Source organism: Xylanibacter ruminicola, from assembly GCF_900142525.1.
GTDB lineage: Bacteria > Bacteroidota > Bacteroidia > Bacteroidales > Bacteroidaceae > Prevotella > Prevotella ruminicola_A.
Genome location: NZ_FRBD01000004.1, coordinates 109,033 through 131,535 on the forward strand (window position 1 = coordinate 109,033; position 22,503 = coordinate 131,535).

Annotated in this window: 16 protein-coding genes; 4 read left to right on the forward strand and 12 right to left on the reverse strand. The window is 46.5% G+C overall.

Going from position 1 to position 22,503, the window contains the following annotated elements; all coding sequences use genetic code 11:
- Window positions 1-3 precede the first annotated feature (3 nt).
- The 9 genes from BUB86_RS03710 to BUB86_RS03755 all read right to left on the reverse strand — a co-directional run bounded on the left by BUB86_RS03710 (window position 4) and on the right by BUB86_RS03755 (window position 12,966).
- The gene (locus BUB86_RS03710; protein ID WP_073205652.1) at window positions 4-840 is read right to left on the reverse strand and encodes a hypothetical protein; all 837 of its coding nucleotides are present in this window, start codon (window positions 838-840) and stop codon (window positions 4-6) included.
- Between the two features lie 286 nt (window positions 841-1,126).
- Window positions 1,127-1,309, reverse strand: coding sequence for a hypothetical protein (locus BUB86_RS03720; RefSeq protein WP_073205659.1), 183 nt, complete (start codon window positions 1,307-1,309; stop codon window positions 1,127-1,129).
- Between the two features lie 107 nt (window positions 1,310-1,416).
- Window positions 1,417-3,096 carry a helix-turn-helix domain-containing protein gene (locus BUB86_RS03725; RefSeq protein ID WP_073205661.1) on the reverse strand — a complete coding sequence of 560 codons (1,680 nt, stop codon included), beginning with the start codon at window positions 3,094-3,096 and terminating at the stop codon, window positions 1,417-1,419.
- Window positions 3,097-3,100: 4 nt separating this feature from the next.
- Entirely contained in the window at window positions 3,101-3,676 is a 576-nt protein-coding gene (locus BUB86_RS03730; protein WP_073205664.1) for a chromate transporter, read from the reverse strand.
- Complete coding sequence (locus tag BUB86_RS03735; protein WP_073205666.1) at window positions 3,673-4,218, reverse strand: chromate transporter; 546 nt, start codon at window positions 4,216-4,218, stop codon at window positions 3,673-3,675. The genes BUB86_RS03730 and BUB86_RS03735 overlap by 4 nt, the downstream gene beginning before the upstream one ends.
- Window positions 4,219-4,233: 15 nt before the next feature.
- Window positions 4,234-8,001: a phosphoribosylformylglycinamidine synthase gene (gene purL / locus BUB86_RS03740; protein ID WP_073205668.1), complete on the reverse strand. Its 3,768-nt coding sequence runs from the start codon at window positions 7,999-8,001 to the stop codon at window positions 4,234-4,236.
- A 183-nt stretch (window positions 8,002-8,184) separates the two neighbouring features.
- Window positions 8,185-10,662: a M1 family metallopeptidase gene (locus BUB86_RS03745; protein ID WP_175549398.1), complete on the reverse strand. Its 2,478-nt coding sequence runs from the start codon at window positions 10,660-10,662 to the stop codon at window positions 8,185-8,187.
- Between the two features lie 88 nt (window positions 10,663-10,750).
- Window positions 10,751-12,172: an RluA family pseudouridine synthase gene (locus BUB86_RS03750; protein WP_410543924.1), complete on the reverse strand. Its 1,422-nt coding sequence runs from the start codon at window positions 12,170-12,172 to the stop codon at window positions 10,751-10,753.
- Window positions 12,154-12,966, reverse strand: coding sequence for a bifunctional hydroxymethylpyrimidine kinase/phosphomethylpyrimidine kinase (locus BUB86_RS03755; protein ID WP_073205677.1), 813 nt, complete (start codon window positions 12,964-12,966; stop codon window positions 12,154-12,156). The genes BUB86_RS03750 and BUB86_RS03755 overlap by 19 nt, the downstream gene beginning before the upstream one ends.
- Window positions 12,967-13,042: 76 nt before the next feature.
- On the opposite strand from BUB86_RS03755, the gene BUB86_RS03760 reads away from it, so the two are divergent.
- The 4 genes from BUB86_RS03760 to BUB86_RS03775 are packed head-to-tail and all read left to right on the forward strand — an operon-like array spanning window position 13,043 to window position 17,257.
- Window positions 13,043-14,929: an AAA domain-containing protein gene (locus BUB86_RS03760; RefSeq protein ID WP_073205680.1), complete on the forward strand. Its 1,887-nt coding sequence runs from the start codon at window positions 13,043-13,045 to the stop codon at window positions 14,927-14,929.
- Between the two features lie 52 nt (window positions 14,930-14,981).
- On the forward strand, window positions 14,982-16,112 hold the full coding sequence (locus BUB86_RS03765; protein ID WP_073205683.1) for an N-acetyltransferase: 1,131 nt from the start codon (window positions 14,982-14,984) through the stop codon (window positions 16,110-16,112).
- Window positions 16,113-16,120: 8 nt separating this feature from the next.
- Window positions 16,121-16,576, forward strand: coding sequence for an MgtC/SapB family protein (locus tag BUB86_RS03770; protein WP_073205951.1), 456 nt, complete (start codon window positions 16,121-16,123; stop codon window positions 16,574-16,576).
- A 12-nt stretch (window positions 16,577-16,588) separates the two neighbouring features.
- Window positions 16,589-17,257 carry a hypothetical protein gene (locus BUB86_RS03775; protein WP_139261385.1) on the forward strand — a complete coding sequence of 223 codons (669 nt, stop codon included), beginning with the start codon at window positions 16,589-16,591 and terminating at the stop codon, window positions 17,255-17,257.
- A gap of 450 nt (window positions 17,258-17,707) precedes the next feature.
- On the opposite strand, the gene BUB86_RS03785 is transcribed toward BUB86_RS03775, so the two are convergent.
- Genes BUB86_RS03785 through BUB86_RS03795 form a run of 3 tightly spaced genes read right to left on the reverse strand, consistent with a single transcriptional unit; the run spans window position 17,708 to window position 22,423 of the window.
- A complete protein-coding gene (locus tag BUB86_RS03785) occupies window positions 17,708-18,949 on the reverse strand; it encodes an esterase (RefSeq protein ID WP_073205694.1) in 1,242 nt (413 codons plus the stop codon).
- Between the two features lie 25 nt (window positions 18,950-18,974).
- Complete coding sequence (locus BUB86_RS03790) at window positions 18,975-20,081, reverse strand: alpha/beta hydrolase (RefSeq protein WP_073205698.1); 1,107 nt, start codon at window positions 20,079-20,081, stop codon at window positions 18,975-18,977.
- Complete coding sequence (locus BUB86_RS03795) at window positions 20,081-22,423, reverse strand: beta-glucosidase (RefSeq protein WP_081373080.1); 2,343 nt, start codon at window positions 22,421-22,423, stop codon at window positions 20,081-20,083. The genes BUB86_RS03790 and BUB86_RS03795 overlap by 1 nt, the downstream gene beginning before the upstream one ends.
- Window positions 22,424-22,503 lie beyond the last annotated feature (80 nt).

Below are 22,503 nucleotides of genomic sequence, written 5' to 3' on the forward strand. Positions count from 1 at the left end.
CGATCAATTTCCACTGATAGTTTCTATGGCATTATCTACTGCTCCTACAAGCACTCGCCATACGGCTTTCTTACGTGTTATTATCTGGATATTACAAAGGGCTCCATTACCTACTGTAATTTCACGACTCTTCTCACGGCTCCATACAAGGCCACCATCCTGATCTTCAAGCACAACACGCACCTCATACATCGGTTGTCCATCGGGAACGAACGATGCCAAAGGATCGAGCTTGATACGGCTGATGATTTCCTGACGAGTGGTGGGATAGTATTCGATACCTACAACCTTACCATAGGCATAACCCCAGTTCTCACGCTCCAAATTGGCAGGAGTGGCCTGAACCTGCTGACCTATCTTCAGTTTGTGCAGGTCGTTGTAGGTAACATAGCAAAGCATCTCACGTCCTGTCATCTGCCTATCTTGTGGCAACAGCCATGCCAAAGGTTGACCGGCCTTAAACTCTGTACCTAACGGAAGCGTCTGGATAACAACACCATTACGGGGAACCTGAACGGAGGTTGTAGACAGGGTATTGCGAATCTCCATAATAGGCGTACCATTTGAAACTGTGGTACCATGAGTAAGCAACACTCTACTTACGACCCCATCGTAAGGAACGCTAACAGGTGCAGCTTCGCCAAATGGGAAAACCACGCCTTGGGCCGTTACTTTATAATTGATGGTACCAAACACACACCAATAGCCAACGACTACTATCATTGCCACCATGGCGCCAAGTACCAAACGGAGTTTAGGAGATGCCACGCGGGGCATCTCTTCGGCCTCACTGTGATCATCCAGTGCCTCAAGGGCCTCCTTATTGAATATTTCTGCCATTATTATCTATTAAAATCGGTGCTTACGAATTTGGATCTCAAAATTTTCTAGTATTTGGTCCTCTTTTTCCACCAGTCACTACTTCAAGTTCATCGGAAAGCTCTCTATTCTCCTTTTCCAGCGAATGATTCTCACGCTTCAGTCGATCGTTCTCGACTGCAGATTCGGTAATACGATTGTGCAACAAACTGTTATACACGATTAGCACAAGTACCACTATAGCCACTAGGCCTGTGATAATAATGATAAGCAACGTATCCATTTTGAATTATTTAGGTATAAAGAGTTAATAAATTCCTGCACGGCGCATTTTATTGCGCAATCTCTCATTCTCATCAATAAACTTGCCAAGCGCGGCATTTTTATCGCTAAGTCGCCATCTGAGATAGATGATGACTGCTACCAACACCAACACAACCACTATGATAGCGGCTGCAAGGGCTACGGTGATGATCAGGTTTACTTCCATAAGTTTCTAATTTTGGTGCAAATATACAGTAAATATTTATAATTAATGTGCCATAGATACAATTCTTTGTGCCAATTTTGCAAAAATTGCTAAATAATGAGGCTACTTTAGGTATTGCAGGCCACTTTTCGATAGTCGGAGGGTGACATGCTATAGGTATCGTTAAACAGTCGATAGAATGTGCGACGCGACAAACCGCACAGTTCAGCGATAAGTGCCACAGAGTGATCTGTAGTGGCCAATAGGTTAGCAGCATGACGCAAACGATAACCATTGATGAAATCGGCAGGCGTCAGATTTGAACACTCACGCAGAGCATCGTAAATATAGGTACGATTGGTACCAATCAGGCTGGCCAACGTATCCTGGTTCATCTCAGGATCTGTAAAGATATCTGGATTCTTCATCAAGTCACATATCTGGCGATAGAGCTGCTGGTTGAAAGAAAGGACAGACTCGGGCGTTGCCTCCAGCTTCTCAATCACCTGCTGTTTCTCGTGTTCACGCTGCTCAATTTCTTCATATAGTTTCCTGTTCTTAGCCGTCAACATCTTGTTATAGCTGTATGCCCGATAGAGCAACACAGCAAACAAAGCAATGATGAGCAAAGCAGAAATCAATAAGATTCTATGAACACGCGTCTCGACCATCGACTTTTCTAAAGCCAACTCATTTTCATGTGTCTGATAAATAATGGCCAATTCGGCTGCGTCGTTCTTTTTCTGCCAAACCAAAGCCGAATCAATAGCCTCACACATATCTACGCCCAACTTCAACGCCTTGTCATGACGCCCGGCCTTTACATTTGCCATATAACGTGAAGCAAGACGATAACTGATATTATCGAAATTCATTTTCACGTTGTCATCTGATGCGTAAGAGCTATCCACCTGTTCATAACAGTCGGCAGCCTCGCTGTAACGGCCAGCTGCCATTAGGTAATCAATAGCCTCTTCTATACCAAAGAGGTTTATGATGCGACTTTGGGGGATGGCATTGTAGATAGCAGCAGCCTCAACCGAATGTCCTGTTGACTGCAAGAGCATGGCCTGCTGCAGAGCCAGGTGACCTTTATATTCTTCGATAAGAGCCGAATCGCCATGCTGCTCATAGATGGCAAACTCCCGTTTGGATCGTTCAAACCAAGTACGGGCTTCGTCATACTTCTTCTGTTCTAAGAAATAAGAGAAGATATTTCCATCGATAATCACCAGATTTAATTCGCCACATCCCTCACCACCATAAGCCTTACTTGCAACCTCATAAGCTTTATAATAGGTTTTCGTGGCCTCTTTATGCTGATGAAGTTCTGCATGGCAAAATGCAATCTGCATCAAAACAGACCATTTATATTCAGCAGGGAAATCCTTGTTGAGGTCAGCCACTTTCATCATGTCTGTGCATACCAACAATGATCCTTCCATATCCAAACGCATTCCCAGCAGAGCAGAATAACGGTAACCAGCTTCAGCATAGGTATTCCAATCCTGAGCCGGATTCGACTTTAACGCCTCGTATGATTTCTTATAATAGAGTTCTCCTAAACGTTTCTTATCTGTGGAGAAGTCGTATGCATTTCCGCGTAATAGATCTGCACGGGCCGTGGTGATAGCACCTACATGTTCCAGGCTATCGGTCAACGCTAGAGCACGCTCTTTGTTGTGAGCTTTAATAGCAGAGTAGACGGCATCCGCAACATCATTGTCATTCTTACCAGAGCTGCTATCTGTACAAGCAACAATGGAAAGTAGAGTAGTAATAATCAGATAGTTAATGTATTGTTTCATGTTTCTAATATAGTAGTAACAAACCTGCTCCCCCCGCATAACATATCATACGAATGGGATTAATCTTAAGGTAGCCCGTGCCAAAGGCGGTGGCAATCAGAAGAGCACAGCTGATAAAGAACTGCCAGGGATTCTCAAAAGGAGTTGAGAAATTCTCCTTGTTACAGAGCAACAGTGTAGCAGCTGCAAGAAGACCAACGACAGCAGGACGCAAACCAGTAAATATGGATTGTACTAACGGGGTGTTCATGTACTTCATAAACATCCGGCTAATAAGTATCATCAGTATCAATGATGGCAGTACCAAGGCAAAAGTAGCTGTAACCGAACCAAGAACAGCCATCAGATGTCCATAGCCGGCATTGTGGATAGCAGTATAACCACAGTAAGTAGCAGAGTTGATACCGATAGGTCCTGGAGTCATCTGCGAGATAGCCACAATGTCGGTAAATTCAGAGGTAGAAAGCCAATGATGTGCCTCAACCGTCTCGTGCTGAATCAGCGACAGCATGCCATAGCCACCTCCAAAACCAAAGAGGCCTATCTCGAAGAACGTAACAAATAGACTCAGGAATATCATGACTCTGTGGGTTTAATATACATACCGTAGAGATAGCCAGCAAGACCAGCTACCAATATAATATAAATAGGTGAAACGCCGAGTGCCCAAATAGCTATGGCACAAACAAGAGGAATCCAGACTGTGTACCTGTTAAGTTTGGCCCGTTGACCCAAACGGAACGTTGGTACAGCAATCAGAGCCACCACCGCAGGACGAATGCCTCGGAAGATGGCTGCAACTATTTTGTTTTCCTTAAACTGACTGAAGAAGATAGCGATGGCCAGGATAATCAAGAACGATGGCAGGGCTGTGCCAAGCGTGGTACAGATGGCACCACGCGTCTTGCGCAGCTTATAGCCGATAAAGGTAGCAATATTGATGGCGAATACACCAGGACAACTCTGGGCAATGGCAATCAGGTCGAGCATCTCGTCCTTCGATACCCATTGTTTCCTATTTACCACCTCTTCCTCTATCAAAGGTATCATGGCATATCCACCACCAAGGGTGAATATGCCAATCTTAAAGAATGTCTTAAATGAATCCCAATAGATATTCATTTTCTCATTCTTTCATTATTTCATTTTTTCCTCAACCCACTTACGTGCATTAACAAATGCCTCAATCCAAGGAGTTACCTCATCCTGACGACGGTCAGCAGGATACCAAGCATTCTGCCAAGGGAATACGGCACGCTCCAAGTGAGGCATCATGCAGAGATGACGACCATCCTGAGAGCAGATACCAGCTACGTTGTAGTCAGAACCGTTAGGATTAGCAGGATAGCCTGCGTAGTTGTACTTGGCAATCACGTTGTAAGCGCTCTCAGCCTCAGGCAATGAGAACTTGCCCTCTCCGTGAGCTACCCACAGACCGAGCTTGTTGCCGCTCAGCGAGCCGAACATCACGCTGTTGTTCTGAGGAATGCTCAGAGAGATGAACTCACTCTCGAACTTGTGCGAATCGTTGTGCAGCATCTTAGCACCCTTAGCACCAGTCAGACCGAGCTCAACCATCAGCTGACAACCGTTACAGATACCCAGTGAGAGGGTGTCCTTGCGGGCATAGAACTTATCGAGGGCCTCCTTAGCCTTAGGATTGAAGAGGAAAGCACCAGCCCAACCCTTAGCAGAGCCAAGTACGTCGGAGTTAGAGAATCCACCGCAGAACACAATCATGTTGATGTCCTCGAGGGTCTCACGACCAGAAATCAGGTCGGTCATCATCACATCCTTCACGTCGAAGCCGGCCAGGTAGAGGCAGTAAGCCATCTCGCGCTCACCATTGGTACCCTTCTCACGGATGATGGCAGCCTTGGGAGATTGACCATTGACCATTGACGATTGACCATTCTTCCAGCGGTCTGGGTTGAGACCATACTGGGCCAACTTACCAGTGAAGTCCTTGTTGAACTTCATCTCCAGAGGCTGCTTCTTATAGTTCTCGAAACGCTCCTTAGCCTTGCCATTGAAGCTCTGCTTGCGATCCAGCAGATAAGAAGTCTTGTACCAAACATCGCGGAGGGCGTCGATGTCGAAGCTAGTAGAACAAGTCTCACTAGTCTGACTAGACGTACTAGGATAAACAACCACGATTTCGCGGCTGTCCTCCACGGGATAACCAATCTTGGCAAAGCCAACACCCTGTTCCTCCATGAAGTCCTTGAACTCCTGCTTGTGCTCGTCGCTCACCTCGATGACAACGCCTGGGTTCTCAGCGAAGAGAGCCTTCACAACATCGCCATCCTTGCAGATGTCGTGCAGGTTGATATGCATACCGCCTTTCTGGTTGGCGAAGCACATCTCGAGCAGAGTAGTAATCAAACCACCAGCCGAGATATCGTGACCAGCCATAATCCAGCCCTTCTCAATCATCTGCTGAACAGCCATAAAGGCATCAGCGAAGTACTCAGCATTCTTAACTGTAGGCACATCGTCGCCCACCTTACCCAGACTCTGGGCAAAGGCAGAACCACCGAGGTGCTGCTCGTCGAACGAGAAGTCGATATGATAGAGTGATGCGTTCTTATCGTTAACCAATACTGGTGATACCACCTTCTTGATATCAGAAACCTCACCACCAGCAGATACAATCACAGTTCCTGGAGAGATAATCTTCTCTCCGTTAGGATACTGCTGACTCAAAGACAGCGAGTCCTTACCTGTAGGCACGTTGATGTGCAGGTCGCAACAGAAGTCACTCAGAGCCTTCACACCAGCATAGAGACGGGCATCCTCACCCTCCTGAGAGCGGCAAGGCCACATCCAGTTGGCAGAGAGACTCAGAGAATCCATACCCTCAGCCAATGGAGCCCATACAATATTAGTAAGAGCCTCAGCTACAGAGAGTACAGAACCAGCAGCAGGATCAGCCAGACCAGCCTGAGGCGCATGACCCAGAGCAGTGGCGATACCCTTCTTGCCACGATAGTCGAGAGCTACAACACCACAGTCGCTCAAAGGCAACTGGATCTCACCCTGGCACTGCTGACGGGCAATTTTTCCGGTTACAGAACGGTCGACCTTGTTGGTGAGCCAGTCCTTACAAGCTACTGCCTCCAATTGGAGAACTCTTTCTAGATATCCTAGAATGTCTAGATTATCTAGAGAATATTCTACATTCTTATAATGACGCTCTACAGTATTATCCTTCATGATGGTCTTTGGCGAGTGACCAAACATCTGAGCCACATCGAGGTCGAATGGCTTCACACCATCGCCCTGCTTGAACGAGAAGTGAGCATCACCAGTAGTCTCACCTACTACATATAGTGGAGCACGCTCACGCTCGGCAATCTTACGTACATGTTCGATATGCTTTTCGTCGATAAGCAGACCCATACGCTCCTGACTTTCATTGGCAATAATCTCCTTACTTGAAAGAGTCTTGTCGCCAATAGGCAGCTTGGTCATATCAATCTCACCACCACACTCCTCAACAAGCTCTGATAGACAGTTAAGGTGACCAGCTGAACCATGGTCGTGGATAGAAACAACAGGGTTTACATCCTCCTCGCAAAGCGCACGAACCAAGTTGTAGGCACGCTTCTGCATCTCAGGGTTGGCACGCTGAACAGCGTTCAGCTCGATACCATTGCTATAACGACCAGTATCTACTGATGATACAGAACCACCACCAAGACCGATGCGGTAGTTATCACCACCTACAACGACTACCTTGTTACCCTTCTGAGGCTCCTTCTTCAGACAGTCGCGCTTAGTGCCGTAACCTACGCCACCAGCCAACATGATCACCTTATCGTAAGCATACTTGGTATCGTTGGGCTCCTGATGCTCGAAGGTCAGTACAGAACCACAGATCAGTGGCTGACCGAACTTGTTTCCGAAGTCTGATGCACCATTAGAAGCCTTAATCAGGATCTGCTCTGGTGTCTGATACAGCCACTGGCGAACGGGCAGGATATCCTCCCAATCACGAGTCAGCTTATCGTCGTCGGTCAGACGTGGATAAGCTGTCATATAGACAGCAGTACCAGCGATAGGCCATGAACCTACGCCACCACCCATACGGTCACGGATCTCACCACCAGTACCTGTTGCAGCACCATTGAAAGGCTCTACGGTAGTTGGGAAGTTATGTGTCTCAGCCTTCAGCGAGATAACACTCTCGATATCCTTTATCTGGAAATAATCACTTGTGCTCTGATCCTTTGGAGCAAACTGCTCTACAACAGGACCCTGTGCAAAGGCTACATTATCCTTATAGGCAGAAAGAATCTTGTTCTGGTTCTCCTGTGTAGTCTTTTTAATCATAGCGAAGAGCGAACTCTCCATCTCCTTACCATCGATGATGAAAGTACCACCGAAGATCTTGTGACGGCAGTGCTCAGAGTTAATCTGTGCAAAACCGAAGATTTCAGAATCAGTAAGAGGACGTCCGTTCTTCTTCTCAAGTCCGTGCAGATATTCTATCTCCTCAGGACTCAGTGCAAGACCCTCCTTTTCATTATACTCTTCCAGATTATCCACATACTTGATAGGTTCAGGCTTGATGTTAATAGTAAAAATATCCTGGTTCAAACCTGTATACATGCGCTGTAGCATCTCGTCGTGCTCAGCATCCTTACTAGCAGCGGGAAAGTATTCTTCAATACGCAAGATGCCGCTGAGTCCCATATTCTGAGTTATCTCAACGGCATTTGTCGACCAAGGGGTCACCATTTCGCGGCGTGGGCCAACGAAGAATCCGTCTAACGTCTGGGCATCCAGCAGTGTAGCACCGCCGTAAAGCCAGCTTAACTCATTAATTTCCTGTTCACTAAGTGTGTGATCAACCTCAGTGGCAATCACCGATTTCTGTGGGGTCTGAAAGAAGCGTATCATACCTTATTTATTTTATATTTCCAATTTTGCGTGCAAAGGTACTATTTTTTATCTTAACTAACAAATATAATTACCAAAACATTTGGAACTTAATAACTTTAATAAAAAAGAAGTTACGTTTCTCAGGTGTTGAAACGTAACTTCTTCGGGAAATTCTCAAGAGAATTTATGCAAGAGGAATAACTACCTTCTCCTCCTGGTAGTAGTCTTCTTCTTTGTAGCAGTAGTTGCAGGCTTTGGTGTATTGTCAACGTATGGAATCTGATTCATCAGAACCCACGCCGACTCATATACGAAGTTCTTAAGACTTGCAGGATAATCAGCAGACTCATTAAGGAACTTCTTCACCTCGATCTTTGCCTCTTCACTCCTGTGCGGAGTAATAAGCGTATGCGTCCAACGTTGCGGGAATGCAAGACTGTTAGTCTTCTGAATCTCAGGCAAAGCCTTAAGTCCCTCAACGATATACACATTGCTCTGTGGCTCGAACACGTCTGAGTTCAACAGACGCAAGGCATTAAGAGCCCAAGACTCATTAACACGGTTCTCAGCCTTCAGCAAACTACGGAACACCTCTTCACGCGCATTGGCATTCGGATGAGTAGCCTTACTAACGAAATCGAATTCCTGTCGCAATTCATCGTTACCAGAAGTAATCAGGCGATTACGCTCTTTTTCAAGAATTTGGTCACGACGTTCAGGACGTGTGACAGCCAGACGATAGGCAATGGCCATATAGTCGTGCTCATCCAGCACCTCCTCGTTATGGCGATCAAGTATGGTCTGCAGTTTATCCAATACCTCGGGTGAAATGGCACTTGTACCAAGCTTGCGCAGGACAAACTGGCGGCACTCTTTTGTCCTATTCTCACCCAGCAGGTCCATAATAACCAGTTCAAGGGTATATCTCTGCTGCAAAGTAAGATCAGAGGCAATCTTATGCATCTGGTTGATGGCTGTTTCCATAATCAGAGGATTCTTTTCCCTACCCAAGAAGCGGAACAGCTCACCAAAGTGCGAAGGCGCCAACTTGCCCTGCAGATAGTTATCATGAATCAGATTAAGCAATGTATAACGATTAATATCGTTGCGAGTGGTAATCAATTTTGTTGGCAGATTCTTAACGTAACTGTCAGCAAGTGTGAAACGTCCGTAACCACGACCATCCTGATTAGGAATAATAAAATCAGGGACGCCACCCTTATACTTGAATGTCATGGTGGGTTGCTGCATATCCACCTTCATAATCTGTGCAATACCCATATTATTAATCACCTTCAGTTCAAACTTCTGGCGCCAGCATAGTCCACGACCATATGGGTCACTCTGAGAGACAATTACCTGACCGTCTTTATATGTGCAAGTGATAACGGGCATACCCTTTTGCTTTACCCACACATCACTAAACTGACGAATACCAGCAGCGGGGGCCTGTTTGTCAAGGATATCAACAATCTGATTCCAGCTAATGTTACCCATATAATGGTCGCGCAAACACTGCTGAAGACCTTTTTGCATAGCCTCGGCACCCATCTCGTCTTCCATCATACGCATCATGACAGGGCCTTTGCAATAGTTGATATTATCGTACCACAGAATAGGATCGCGAGGATTGTCAACCTCCCATGCTATGGGATGAGTCCCCTCGGTGCGGTCCAAGGCAATAGCATTCTGCATATAGCTGTTCATAAAGCTCACTTCAACCTCCTCCTTCTTATATTGGCTGCGCGTAATCTTCGATGCCATGAAGTTAGCCAGCACCTCCTTAGCCCAAGGCTCGTCAATAGCGGTAATATTACCAAACCAGATATGCGATGTCTCGTGGGAAATAACCTCTGTACGCTTCAGGAGTTCTTCTTTCAGAGGCTTCTTACCAAGGAAAATAGTCTTATCGCTAAAAGCAATCGTGCCACGACGCTCAACTCCACCAAGATCAAGACTTGGCAGAATAAATATCACACACTCTTTCTCATATGGATTTCCTATTCCTGTGTAGCCCTCCATCCACTTCATAGCCTTTGCCACCTCTGTGAACACCTCATCAATCTGGGCCACTTTGTTAGGATCAGTCTCAGAATATAGCACGCGCAAATTGCGCCCATCAGTATTCGATGTCTTTTCGAACAGCTTACCAGTAACAAAACAATAATCGATAGGAGCTAGCTTTTCTGCCATGTCAACTGTTACAGACTTCCACCCCGCAGGAGTGTTGATAGTTGTCTGATATTGTCCGCGCATTTCATTATCATCGAAACATGGGAAGAGCGCACGTCCTTCATCTGCCTGAACCTGAGTAAAAACAACATCTCCGCTATGGGTCAATGCCTTATCCTGACTTGTAAAGTTGACAGAGATTCTGTTTGTTCCCAGCTTAAACATCTTGCCAGGAATAATAATCTGATCGTTTTCAATTTTCACCTTAGCTTTCTTGCCTTTGCCTTTATTAGCTTTATAGACCAGCACATCACCAGGAGTTCCCTGAAAATCAAGTACAACATTCTGTTTTGTCTTGATATCGAAGGTAATAGTAGCATTTCCTGTAACTTTCTCCGATTGCTTTTCTGGAATATTAAATGTCAGTTGATATAATATTCCACTAATATTTCCTTTGCGGTTATCATTCTGAGCATTTATACCAAGCGCAACTAAACTTAAAATCAATACAAATATACCTTTGGCTGTTTTCATGAGACACATAATTAATTGTTTCCGCTTGCAAATATAGCAAAATTTCTGTAAACAGCCATCATTATCGCCATATTTTTATGTTTGGAGGGCAAAAAAGATGCATGCGTTTACCTGTTGACGGATGAACGAAAGCTATTGATTCTGCCTGAAGATACAGTCTGTCTGCCTTATGACCATAGAGTTCATCGCCTACAATAGGGCATCCCAATCCCTTCTGATGTGCGCAATGCATTCTGAGCTGATGAGTGCGACCAGTGTGAGGATAAAGTGCCAACAAGGTGACGCTCCGCCCCTCCCACTCTGCAGTTTGCTGAACTCTGTATTCAGTTATAGCACGCTTTCCACCTTCAAAGTCGACAATCTGACGCGGACGGTTGAGCGGGTCGCTGCTAAGCGGCAAGTCGATAACGCCATGTTCGTTTTCAACTTTCCCCTCAACCACAGCCAGATATTTCTTTTTAATGGTACGAGCAGCAAACTGGTCTTGCAGATGATGATACGCCTCAGCATGCTTTGCCACAAGCATCATACCAGATGTAAGCAGATCCAATCGATGAGGAAGCATGGATTCGGGCCATCGTTCCTTTGCCCAAGTAGCCACAGAGTAATCATCTGCTTTACCAGGAACACTCAGCATCCCAGAAGGTTTATATACTGCAGCAATGGCATCATCCTCATAAATGATTTCCACGCCTTGATGCAAGAAACCATGGGTTTCCGGATCAGGATCTACATCCAATCCTTGCAGCATCCATGTAAGTACGGGCTTACATTTCCCCCTGCATGCCGGGTAAAACTCACCGTGATGACGTATCTCACTTTGCGGAGATGGTCCCCACCAGAACTCGGCCATACACACAGGCTTCAGATGGTTCTGATAGGCATATTGCAAGAGTTTAGGAGCACAGCAATCGCCAGTACCACCAGGTGGTAATGGAAATTTCTTCTGTATCTTGGGACTTTGATGATAGTCGTGCCAGATTTCAACAAGATCCCGCTCTTCGCCATTACCATTCAGCATGCGATACTGCCTAAACAGCCACAATTGAAGATCCTGCGACATTTGGCGGGGAAGGTGTTGTGTGGTAGGTGTTAAGTGATGGTTAATTTCAGAAATTTCTCTTTCCTTCTGCTTGAAATAGCCATCTGGTTGTTGTGCATCAAATACTGGAGGCACAAAATACTCCCAATCGTTCCGCCCTTCAAGTAATCCCGAATAAGCTGCCAGAAATCCCAACTTTGCTATTGTTGTGTCGGATTTGCCGCTCGGCTCTGCCGCTTGGCTTGTCCAAGAATCCGACTCAACCACAAGTACCCCAAACATTTTTCCCTCTGAAGGATTTATCCGCTCAATCTCGTGTTTCAACTCCTCACAAGCCAAGAGGCAGAGTGGATGTGGCTCATAGCAGAAAGGCCAGGTAAACCATTCTGGTTTAGCTATGTCGGTATGCAGTGGGTGAAGCCTCATAGAAGATCGAGGCATTTCTCTACTGGGATGCCACGATTCTTATCGTCGGTATCCTTATAGCGTTCAATCATGCGGAACACGGTATCCATAGCTGTACGAGTGCAAACCTTAAGACTCTCGCCATTCAGCAGATGACCAATCAATACGGCAGAGAAGATGTCGCCAGTTCCATGAAACAGTCCTGGAATCTCGTGGTATTCCAAATGGAAATAGCTATCATCAAAGTGGTTATAACCTACTACAGCATTTCGTCCATCTACCTTACAACTGGTTATCAAGGCCGACTTGGTGCCTATCTTACGCAGACAATCCAGCAAGTCACCAGCCTCTTCCCAACTAATGCCCTCCATCTTTATCGGAGTATTTGTAAGATAGCAAGCCTCAGTATAGTTCGGGAACGTAAGATGTGCCACAGATACCATCTCGCGCATCAGTTCTACCTGGCGTTCAGTCATGCCATTATACAGGCGGCCACCATCTCCAAGAATAGGATCTACAAAAACCGTTGTTCCCTGTTCGCCCTGTTCTCTGCAGTAGCCAGCCACCAGTTTGGCTTGTTCTTCGCTGAACATCAAACCCGTACAGATGGCATCGAAACCAAATCCCAGCTCTTTCCATACAGGCAGGGTACCGCGGATGTATTCGGTGGTGTCTTGGATGTTAAACTTACCGTAGTCAAGGGTATTAGACACAAGTGCTGTAGGCAGACTATATGTAGGAATGCCCAAGTAAGACAGGATAGGCAACATGGCTCCCATGCCCACTTTGCCGTAGCCTGCAATGTCGTTAATTAACAATATCTGTTTCATTTCGGCTGCAAAGTTACTACTTTTTTATATAAGGTGGTAAGAGTTTCGAAGTTTTTTTGTAATTTTGCCGCTGTTTATGGAAAAACTGCAGGATTCGCCTATATTGGCGCTACAAAAACAACGGCAGTTACTTCAGATTGAGTACGAAGCCGAGAAGGAAGCCTTCCGCCAGCAGACAGAGAACATGGGACTGCAACGGAAGGTGAAACGTGGTGACGTATGGTACCCCTTAACCATAGGAAAGAGCTATTTTAATTCTCTGAACCAAAGGGTGATAGAGGTCTTCCGCGAAACCGATGAAGAGATAGAGCATAATTTTGAATATGGCAAGCCCGTCGTTTTTTTTAGTGTTGATGGCGATAAAATCAGCTATTTCAAGATGACGGCCAGCGTGAGCTATGTGGATGGTAACAGGATGGTGATAAGCGTGCCCGATAACGGCCTTATCGACGTACAGACAGCCGCTAATGTCGGTGTACAGCTATTCTTCGACGAGACGAGCTATAAGATGATGTTCAACGCCCTCGACAAGGTAATTAATGCCAAAGGACGTTTGGGTTATCTGCGCGACTTGTTCTACAATAGGGTCAAGGCAGAGACATTTAGTTTCAGCTCGCTCCATTTCCCCTACCTCAATGCCACACAAGAGGATGCCGTGAACAAGGTGTTGAGAGCCAAAGATGTGGCCATCGTTCACGGACCTCCAGGAACAGGCAAGACTACAACACTCGTTGAAGCCATATACGAAACACTACGACGTGAAAGTCAGGTACTAGTTTGTGCACAGAGCAACATGGCTGTCGACTGGATATCAGAAAAGCTGGTCGACCGTGGAGTTAACGTGTTAAGAATAGGTAACCCTACACGTGTAAACGACAAAATGCTATCGTTTACCTACGAACGCCGTTTCGAAGCCCATCCCGACTACGAGATGCTTTGGGCATTAAGAAAGGCCATCCGTGAGGTCAGGGCTAACCGCAAAAAGGGCGATCAGAAGTTCCACCAAAAGGTAGAACGACTGAAAGAACGCGCCACCGAATTAGAGTTACGTATCAAGAACGAACTATTTAGTGAGGCGCGTGTCATCGCCTGTACACTTGTGGGCTCAGCTAACCGACTGCTTGACGGGCAGAGGTTCAGCACCTTATTTATCGACGAGGCTGCACAAGCACTCGAAGCAGCATGCTGGATACCTATTCGCAGGGTTTCGAGAGTAATTCTGGCTGGCGACCATTGTCAGCTGCCCCCTACCGTTAAGAGCTACGAAGCCTTGAAGGCCGGTCTTGGCAAGACGCTGATGGAACGTATCGTAGAGAATAAGCCCGAGGTGGTAACACTACTCAAGATGCAGTATCGTATGAACGAGGATATTATGCGATTCTCGAGCGACTGGTTCTACAATAACCAGGTAGAGAGTTCGCCAGATGTAAAGTTCCGCAGCATTCTTGACCTTGACGTGCCAATGACATGGATTGACACATCACAGTTTGTCTTCCCCGAGGACAGTGGTATCTCATTCAAAGAGGAGTTTATAGGCGAAAGCTTTGGTCGCATCAACAAGGCCGAGGCCGAACTCACATTGCTGGCCCTGCAGCAGTATTTCGAGAAGATAGGCAAGGAGCGTATCCTTGAAGAGCGCATCGACGTGGGCGTCATCTCACCATACAGAGCACAAGTGCAGTATCTGCGCCAACAGCTTAAGAAACGTGAGTTTTTCAAACCCTTCAAAGGCCTCATCAGCATCAATACCGTCGACGGTTTCCAAGGACAGGAACGCGACATCATCATGATTTCGCTGGTGCGTGCCAACGACGACGGACAGATAGGATTCCTACGAGATCTGCGACGTATGAATGTGGCTATCACTCGTGCCAAAATGAAACTCATCATTCTTGGCGATGCTTCCACACTTACCCGACATCCATTCTATAAGAAGCTGTACGAATACATCGACGCTCTTTAAAAAAACTTAATAAATGTTTGTGAGTTTCGTTTTTTTGTCGTAATTTTGCACCATGATAAAGATAAAAAGAGTAGAGACCAAACGAGAACTGAAACAGTTTATACAGTTCTATTACGACCTTTACAGAGGTTGCGACAGTGCTGTACCATTTATCTTTTTAGACGAGATGGCAACTCTGCGTCGCGACAAGAACCCTTCATTCGAATGCTGTGAAGCAGAATATTTCCTTGCCTTTAAGGACGGTAAGATAGCTGGACGCGTGGCAGCTATCATCAACCACCGTGCCAACGAACGTTGGAATTGCAGACAGGTAAGATTCGGATGGTTCGACTTTATCGATGATCCGGAAGTAAGTAAAGCCTTGATTAAGGCAGTTGAAGATTGGGGCAAAGCCAAAAGCATGACCGAGATTGCTGGTCCTTTAGGCTTTATCGATACCGATCGCGAAGGCATGCTTATTGATGGGTTCGACCAGTTGGCCACCATGTACATCAACTACAACTATCCTTACTACCCCCAGCACATGGAGCAGATGGGCGGATTCTACAAGGATAACGACTATGTGGAGTGCAAAGTAAAAGTGCCCGAACAGGTTCCTGAAAAGTTTGCAAAGATAACCCAGATGGTTCGCGACCGTTATGGTCTGAGAGTGCATAAGTTCACCCGCAAGGAACTTGTAAGCGATGGTTGGGGCCGCGAGGTGTTCCACCTGCTCAATGCCACCTATAAGGATCTGTACGGATTCTCAGAACTATCTCAGCGCCAGATAGATAAACTTGTTAACGATTATATTAAGATAGCCGACCTGAATCTTGTTACCGGTATCATGGATGGCGACAAGATGGTGGGTTTTGGCGTAACCTTCCCTTCGTTCTCTCGCACGCTGCAACGCACTCGCGACGGCAGATTCCTGCCCTTTGGCTGGTGGGAATTGCTCAAGACGCTTAAATGGCATAATACCGATACTGTCGATTTGTTGCTGATTGGCGTTCTGCCCGAATATCGCGGCAAGGGTGCTAATGCTCTTATCTTCGACGATTTGATCCGCCAGTTCCAGCGCTACGGTTTTAAATGGGCAGAAACAGGACCACAGATGGAGTCGAACGAAGGCGTACTCTCACAATGGCAATATTTAGATGCCACTATTCATCGCCGTCATCGTTGTTATCGTAAAAAGCTTTGATTATGGATATGACTTGGGAATTTGTATTGCGCATCTTTGTGGCAGCCCTTCTTGGTGGTGCCATCGGTCTTGAACGTGAGTATCGCGCCAAGGAAGCTGGATTGCGCACCCACTTCCTTGTGGCCTTAGGCTCAGCCCTGTTTATGGTAGTATCTGCCTATGGTTTCGAAGGAGCCATGCACACCCCAGAGCACCGTTGGGATGTATCGCGTGTAGCCGCCCAAGTCGTTTCAGGTATCGGTTTCATTGGTGCCGGTACCATCATCTTCCATAAGAGTGAGAATGTGGTGCGCGGACTTACCACAGCAGCAGGCCTTTGGGTTACTGCTGCCATCGGACTGGCCTGCGGAGGTGGAATGTATATCCTCTCCATCGCATCTACATTTCTGGTTCTTGTAGGCTTAGAGGCCTTCAACTTCATCCTTCGCAAGTTCGACCGCCATCGCGGAGCCAATAACATTTAAAAACTTATAACTATGAAACGAATCTTATTTATCTGTATCGCAGTATTGTGTGCAGTTAATATCCGCGCACAGGTAAAAATCAATGTTGACTCTTTCAATGAAGCCATTGAACAGTTCAACCAGACCAAGGACAACAACAAGAAAAAGTGGGGCAAGAACCTGCTTGATCTGAACAAGAAGTCTCCTACAATCACATACAAGTTCGAATTCCCAATCGAACCAGAAGGCACCAAACTCGACATAGAAAAGGTAAAGACAGCTATAGCCGCCTTTATTGAGGCCAAGCCCTATCAGCGCCAGATTGCAGTAGACTGGACCGATAATCAGATAACACTTGTCGATGCTTTTGGTGAAGTAGCATCACGTAAGGGTTATGGCGGCAAGACCTTCGATATGTACGTTCAGGCCGCAGCACGCATTGATATCACAGCAGAAGCCAACAAGTTTACACTTGCAATGACTATTGATAGGTATTACTATTCAAACACCTTCAAGAGCATTGAGGATTGCTATTGGACATACATCAATCGCACAGCCCCATTTGTTTCTGTAAACAAACAAGAAGACGCCATCTACACCGATGCCTACATCTCAACCTGTTCAAGATGTTTCAACGAAGTTTCTGAGTTCATCACCCTCCTGATGCTAGCCTACGACGAAACCCCAGAAGAGGAGGGTTGATATTCAAGCAAAAGTTGTTTTTATAATATAGGAAAGCCATAGACATCGTAGTCTATGGCTTTTTCGTTGGGAGTATAATAATGTGCATTGAAATTTATTCCCAGTAGGGGAATCAATTGTTCTTCGACAAGCGAAGCGGCAAAGCCGAGCGCCCTTACTAGGAACATTTCTGTTCCTTCTGATGTAGTTTCTTTGGTATTAAAAATATGTTTTTAAAAAGTTTGATAGAAAAATCCCTCCATCTCTCAAGAAATTGTTCGAAACGCCTGTATTTAAAGGCATTTCGAGAGATTTCTTGAGAGATGAGAGTTTTTCTGTTAATTTCTTTTTTTATTATAGACCTATGCATCTTTATGCATTACAAATGCACATATTAGATGTTGTCGCATTGCAAATGCGACAGAACGGGAAAGTAATAACCCCTCGCGATTGGCGAGGGGTTATTACTTTTTACTTGAAAATCTTCTGGGCGAACATGGTGAGGTAGATACGCCAGTTGCGCCAGATGTGGCCGCCATCGGTCTCTACATACTCGTACTTGTAACCCTTGCTGTCCCAGTAGTTGCGCAGGTCAACTGTGCTCTGATAAAGGAAGTCGGTCTTACCCATACCCATCCAATAGAGCTTGGGCTTGCTGCCAAACAGTTTGGCACTCTGCTGTGCGAAGTTAGGATCCTTCTTAATCTGCTCAGCAAACGAATCCTGATAACCGCCATTAGACAGGTGCAGACCAGCTGAGAACAGTCCGAAGTAGTCGAACTTGTTAGGATAGAGCAGACTTACGTGGAAGGTGTGACCACCACCCATTGACAGACCGCAGATGGCACGATGAGAGCGATCCTTGAGCGTGCGGTAGTTGGCATCAACATAGTTTACGATGTCCATGAAGCTCTCTGGAATAGAGGCTGCAGCAGGAGCTGTAGGTCCAGTACCGCCATCGCGGAAACCAGGAGTGTACATACCCCATGACCACTCGCCAGGAGCAGCCTGACAGTTAGGATTACCATTAGGCATAACCACGATCATAGGCTTAGCCTTACCTGTAGCAATCAGGTTGTCGAGAATCTGTGCAGCGCGTCCGAGCTCGCTCCAAGCGTTCTCATCGCCACCAGCACCATGAAGCAGATACAATACAGGATACTTACCACCCTTGTCGTAACCAGCAGGTGTATAGATGGTCATACGACGCTGCATCTTGAGCGTTGGGCTGTTGTACCAAACCTTAGAAAGGTTTCCGTGAGGCACCTCGTTTACCTTATACAGGTCGCCCTTATCGCCCTTCTGATCGCTAACAATAAAGATATTGGTAAAAGAAACGATATCACGGTTTACATAAATGTTAGCAGGATCCTTTACACCTGTCATACCATCGATATTAAAGGTGTAGCTGTACATCTCAGGAGCCAACTTATCGGTAGTATAGCTCCATACGCCATTCTTACCCTCCTTGAGCTGGGCTACTCCTGGAGCATCGTACTTGCCATAACCAGGAATCTCGATGGGCTGAGTAGGCAGGAAGTCGCCAGTAACCTCAACCTTTACTGCCTTAGGAGCAAAGAGGTTGAATGTAACGGTACCGTCTTTGTTAATAACAGGAGATTGAACACTGGCACTATTGAAGAGTTTCTCCTGTGCCTGAGCGCCAGCACAGCACATAGCTGCGAGCGCCAAAGTCATAATAGTTTTTTTCATAAAATATTGGTATAAATAATTATTATTACTTGAATAATCGTTGAGCCAATTGATGCAGGTTGTTACGCCATGTGTACCAAGTATGTCCGCCTGGAGCGGTATAGTACTCGTATTTGATGCCAGCTGCATCGAAGAGTTTCAGGGTGGCCAACCCATTCTGGTAGGCAATATCCTCAGGATCGCCCTGAGTGAACACCAGTTGGCGGACATTCTTCTTAATGCCTGGAGCAGCCTTGTTCAGGCGCTGGCGATAGCCCTCGAACTGCTCTTTCTGAGCGGGGAACCAACCTGCGCTGAGCACCCAGAAGTACTCGAACTTATCGTTATCGTTCAGGATGGCCTCCATGGTTTCCATACCTCCCATAGAGAGTCCGGCCATAGCGCGATGAGCCTTACCTGTGAGCACACGATAATTATCCTCGATATAAGGAATAATGCTGGTAACCAAGTCCTGCTCAAACAGGGGAACTTCGTCCATCATATTCTTTACAGGAATAGAGCCGTTGGGCATCACAACCACCATGGGTTTCATCTTGCCTTCAGCCAGTAGATTGTCAAGAATATTACAAGCGCAGCCTACTCCTGGCCAAGAGGCATCGTTATCGCCACCACCATGAATCAGATAGAGCACGGGCAGTTTATCGGCACTTTTCTCATAGCCTGCAGGCGTCCAAACATGCAGGCGGCGCAGGGCATTAAGAGGTTTGCTGAAATAATAGCGCTGAGCCAGTGCTCCATGGGGAACATCCTGACGCATATCGTAGAACTGCTTACCATCGCCGATATTGGCGAGAGCTGATGTCTCGGCAGAGAGCGCACCCTTTGGATCCTGCACTTTTACGCCATCAACGGTGAAGTTATAGCGATAAACGCCATCCTTCAGGTCGCTGATAACTGCAGTCCACACACCGTTATCGGCCTTAGTAAACTGCAGAGGCTTGCCCCAAGGCATAGCGTCGCCACCAAAGCCCACCTGCTTGGCGTTAGGCGCATAGATACTGAAAGCAACCTTACCACCACCTAGATTACGAACTGGCTGGAGTGTGTCATTTGGAGTTGGCTGCATCTGCCACTGTGCCATCATAGGCACAGAGCAGCATGCAAGCACTAATATCGAAAAAAATTGTTTCATTATCGCTTAAGCAAATTAAGTTTTACATTGGGTTTCATCACGTTGTTCACCTTCTTGGTCCAGGCCTTTACTTTAGCAGTAGCCTTGGCCTCAACATCGTTGGCTGATGAACAAATCATGAAGGTATAGACACCAGCATCGGTCTTCCAGGCAGAAGCCTTCTCGTTGAACGAAGCAAGATCTTCAGTCTTTACCTGCATGGTGATGGTCTCTGTCTGACCAGGCTGCAACAGCTTGGTCTTAGCATAGTTGCGGAGCTCTTTTTCGGGCTTATTTGCCTTCTTGCTGTTTGGTGCAGCAACAAACAGCTCAACTACATTGCGACCAGCCTTGCTACCAGTATTCTTCACATCAACCTTAACTGTGAACACGCCATTGGCCTCAGTAACCTTCAGGTTATCGTAACCAAAAGTGGTATAACTGAGTCCGAAGCCAAATGGATATGCAACAGACTTACCGAAGCTATCGAAATAGCGGTAACCTACATAGATATCCTCCTCGTAGTTGGTATAGTCGATATTGGCCTGTGGCTTGCGCTCCTTAGGAGCCTGATCCTTGTTATAACCCCACATGAACATAGCACCAAGTGTCTTGTCATCAACATTGCTGGGGAAGTTCTTATCAGCATAGGCATCGCCATATTTATTCTGGAAGGTCATAGGCAATTTTCCACTTGGGTTCACCTTGCCTGAGAGTACATCAGCCAAGCTGAAACCACTCTCCTGACCGCCCTGCCAAGTACAAACCAAAGCGTCAATCTGATTCTGCCAAGAGGCCACATCGATAGGACTGCAGATGTCGAGCAACACAACTACCTGCTTGCCCTTAGCATGATAAGCCTCGCTAACGGCCTTAATCAACTGCTTCTCACCTTCCTTCAGATAGAAGTCGGCCTCACTACGATCGGCAGCCTCACCGCTCTTACGACCCAATGAGATGATAGCTACATCGCTACCCTCAATAGCTGCATTGAGCTCATCGGCAGTAAACTGCTTCTCGTCAGCACGTGCTGGTGGCATCAATGAGAATGGGGGTCGCCCATTGGGGAACAGACGCTTCTCCTCAGCAGCTATATGCTGGGTATAGGTACGAATCAAGGGCTTGTACACCTCGTAACCAGCAGAGCGCATTCCCTCAACCAGAGATACGGTATAGTGGCCAACTGATGTTCCACCAAAACCAGAACCACCTGAGATCCAATCGTAGCTGGTGCATCCAAACAGAGCAACGCGTTTACCTGCGAGAGGCAGAATGCCACTATTCTTCAGCAGTACGATACCATCGGCACCAACCTCGCGCACCACCTGAGCATGAGCTTTCAGGTCAGGCTCGTTGCTATACTTATAACCCTTGAAATTATGAGTCTTTACTACATATTCCAATATACGCTTCACATTGGCATCGAGCACCTCCATGGGCAATTTGCCGCTTTTGGCAGCCTCGTAGATAGCCTTATACTGCTTGTCCTGACCAGGCTGCAGCATATCGTTACCAGCCAACATAGCTGCAACGGCATCATCGCCTGCATTCCAGTCGCTAACAAACATACCCTTCCATCCCCACTCGTCGCGAACGATAGTGGTAAGCAGCTCACCATTCTGAACTGCATAAGGGCCATTCAGCTTGTTATACGATGTCATGATGGTCCAAGGATCACTCTCCTTCACCATAATCTCGAAAGCCTTGAGATAAATCTCACGCAGCGCACGCTGAGAGACCTGCGAGATATTGTTATTACGGTTTGTTTCCTGGTTGTTAGCCACAAAGTGCTTGGGGCATGCTGCCGTACCTTCGCTCTGCACACCTTTTACATAGTCTGCAGCAATAGTTCCTGAGAGATATGGATCTTCAGAGTAATACTCGTGGTTACGGCCACACAGCGGATTACGGATCAGGTTCATGGCTGGAGAAAGAATCCAGTCGAGTCCGAATTCTCGAACCTCATTACCAATGCCCTTACCCACCTTGAAAGCAGCCTCGCGATCCCATGTTGAAGCCAGCGTCATAGAAGCCACGAAATCAGTAGGATAATAATCATGATGATCCCACGCACGTGTAGCACTCATACGCAAGCCCTGCTGAGAGTCAGCACAATAGGTTTCAGGAATACCAAGGCGATTAACAGAGAAAGTACTGCCTGCAGTACCAGGAAATTTAGCTTCATCGTTAAAATGCATGCCGCGTCCCAGCACCATATGACATTTTTCTTCGAGGGTCATCGCCTTAACCACCTCGTCGATATTTTCTGCCCTAAGCTGCTGGGCCGACACGCCAAGGCTGCAGCTGAACGACATTGCCACAGCCATTACAACCAAACTAATCTGATGAAACGAAATCTTCATTGTTTAAATTATACTTTTTAGTTATTACAAATTCTGGTTTGTGGGTGCAAAATTACGCATACCACATCAAACCTTCTTTC

Excerpts from the sequence above, each read along its gene's own strand:
- BUB86_RS03710 (WP_073205652.1), bottom strand. The coding sequence starts at position 840 with ATGGCAGAAATATTCAATAAGGAGGCCCTTGAGGCACTGGATGATCAC.
- BUB86_RS03720 (WP_073205659.1), bottom strand. The coding sequence starts at position 1,309 with ATGGAAGTAAACCTGATCATCACCGTAGCCCTTGCAGCCGCTATCATA.
- BUB86_RS03725 (WP_073205661.1), bottom strand. The coding sequence starts at position 3,096 with ATGAAACAATACATTAACTATCTGATTATTACTACTCTACTTTCCATT.
- BUB86_RS03730 (WP_073205664.1), bottom strand. The coding sequence starts at position 3,676 with ATGATATTCCTGAGTCTATTTGTTACGTTCTTCGAGATAGGCCTCTTT.
- BUB86_RS03735 (WP_073205666.1), bottom strand. The coding sequence starts at position 4,218 with ATGAATATCTATTGGGATTCATTTAAGACATTCTTTAAGATTGGCATA.
- purL (WP_073205668.1), bottom strand. The coding sequence starts at position 8,001 with ATGATACGCTTCTTTCAGACCCCACAGAAATCGGTGATTGCCACTGAG.
- BUB86_RS03750 (WP_410543924.1), bottom strand. The coding sequence starts at position 12,172 with ATGCCTCGATCTTCTATGAGGCTTCACCCACTGCATACCGACATAGCT.
- BUB86_RS03755 (WP_073205677.1), bottom strand. The coding sequence starts at position 12,966 with ATGAAACAGATATTGTTAATTAACGACATTGCAGGCTACGGCAAAGTG.
- BUB86_RS03760 (WP_073205680.1), top strand. The coding sequence starts at position 13,043 with ATGGAAAAACTGCAGGATTCGCCTATATTGGCGCTACAAAAACAACGG.
- BUB86_RS03765 (WP_073205683.1), top strand. The coding sequence starts at position 14,982 with ATGATAAAGATAAAAAGAGTAGAGACCAAACGAGAACTGAAACAGTTT.
- BUB86_RS03770 (WP_073205951.1), top strand. The coding sequence starts at position 16,121 with ATGACTTGGGAATTTGTATTGCGCATCTTTGTGGCAGCCCTTCTTGGT.
- BUB86_RS03775 (WP_139261385.1), top strand. The coding sequence starts at position 16,589 with ATGAAACGAATCTTATTTATCTGTATCGCAGTATTGTGTGCAGTTAAT.
- BUB86_RS03785 (WP_073205694.1), bottom strand. The coding sequence starts at position 18,949 with ATGAAAAAAACTATTATGACTTTGGCGCTCGCAGCTATGTGCTGTGCT.
- BUB86_RS03790 (WP_073205698.1), bottom strand. The coding sequence starts at position 20,081 with ATGAAACAATTTTTTTCGATATTAGTGCTTGCATGCTGCTCTGTGCCT.
- BUB86_RS03795 (WP_081373080.1), bottom strand. The coding sequence starts at position 22,423 with ATGAAGATTTCGTTTCATCAGATTAGTTTGGTTGTAATGGCTGTGGCA.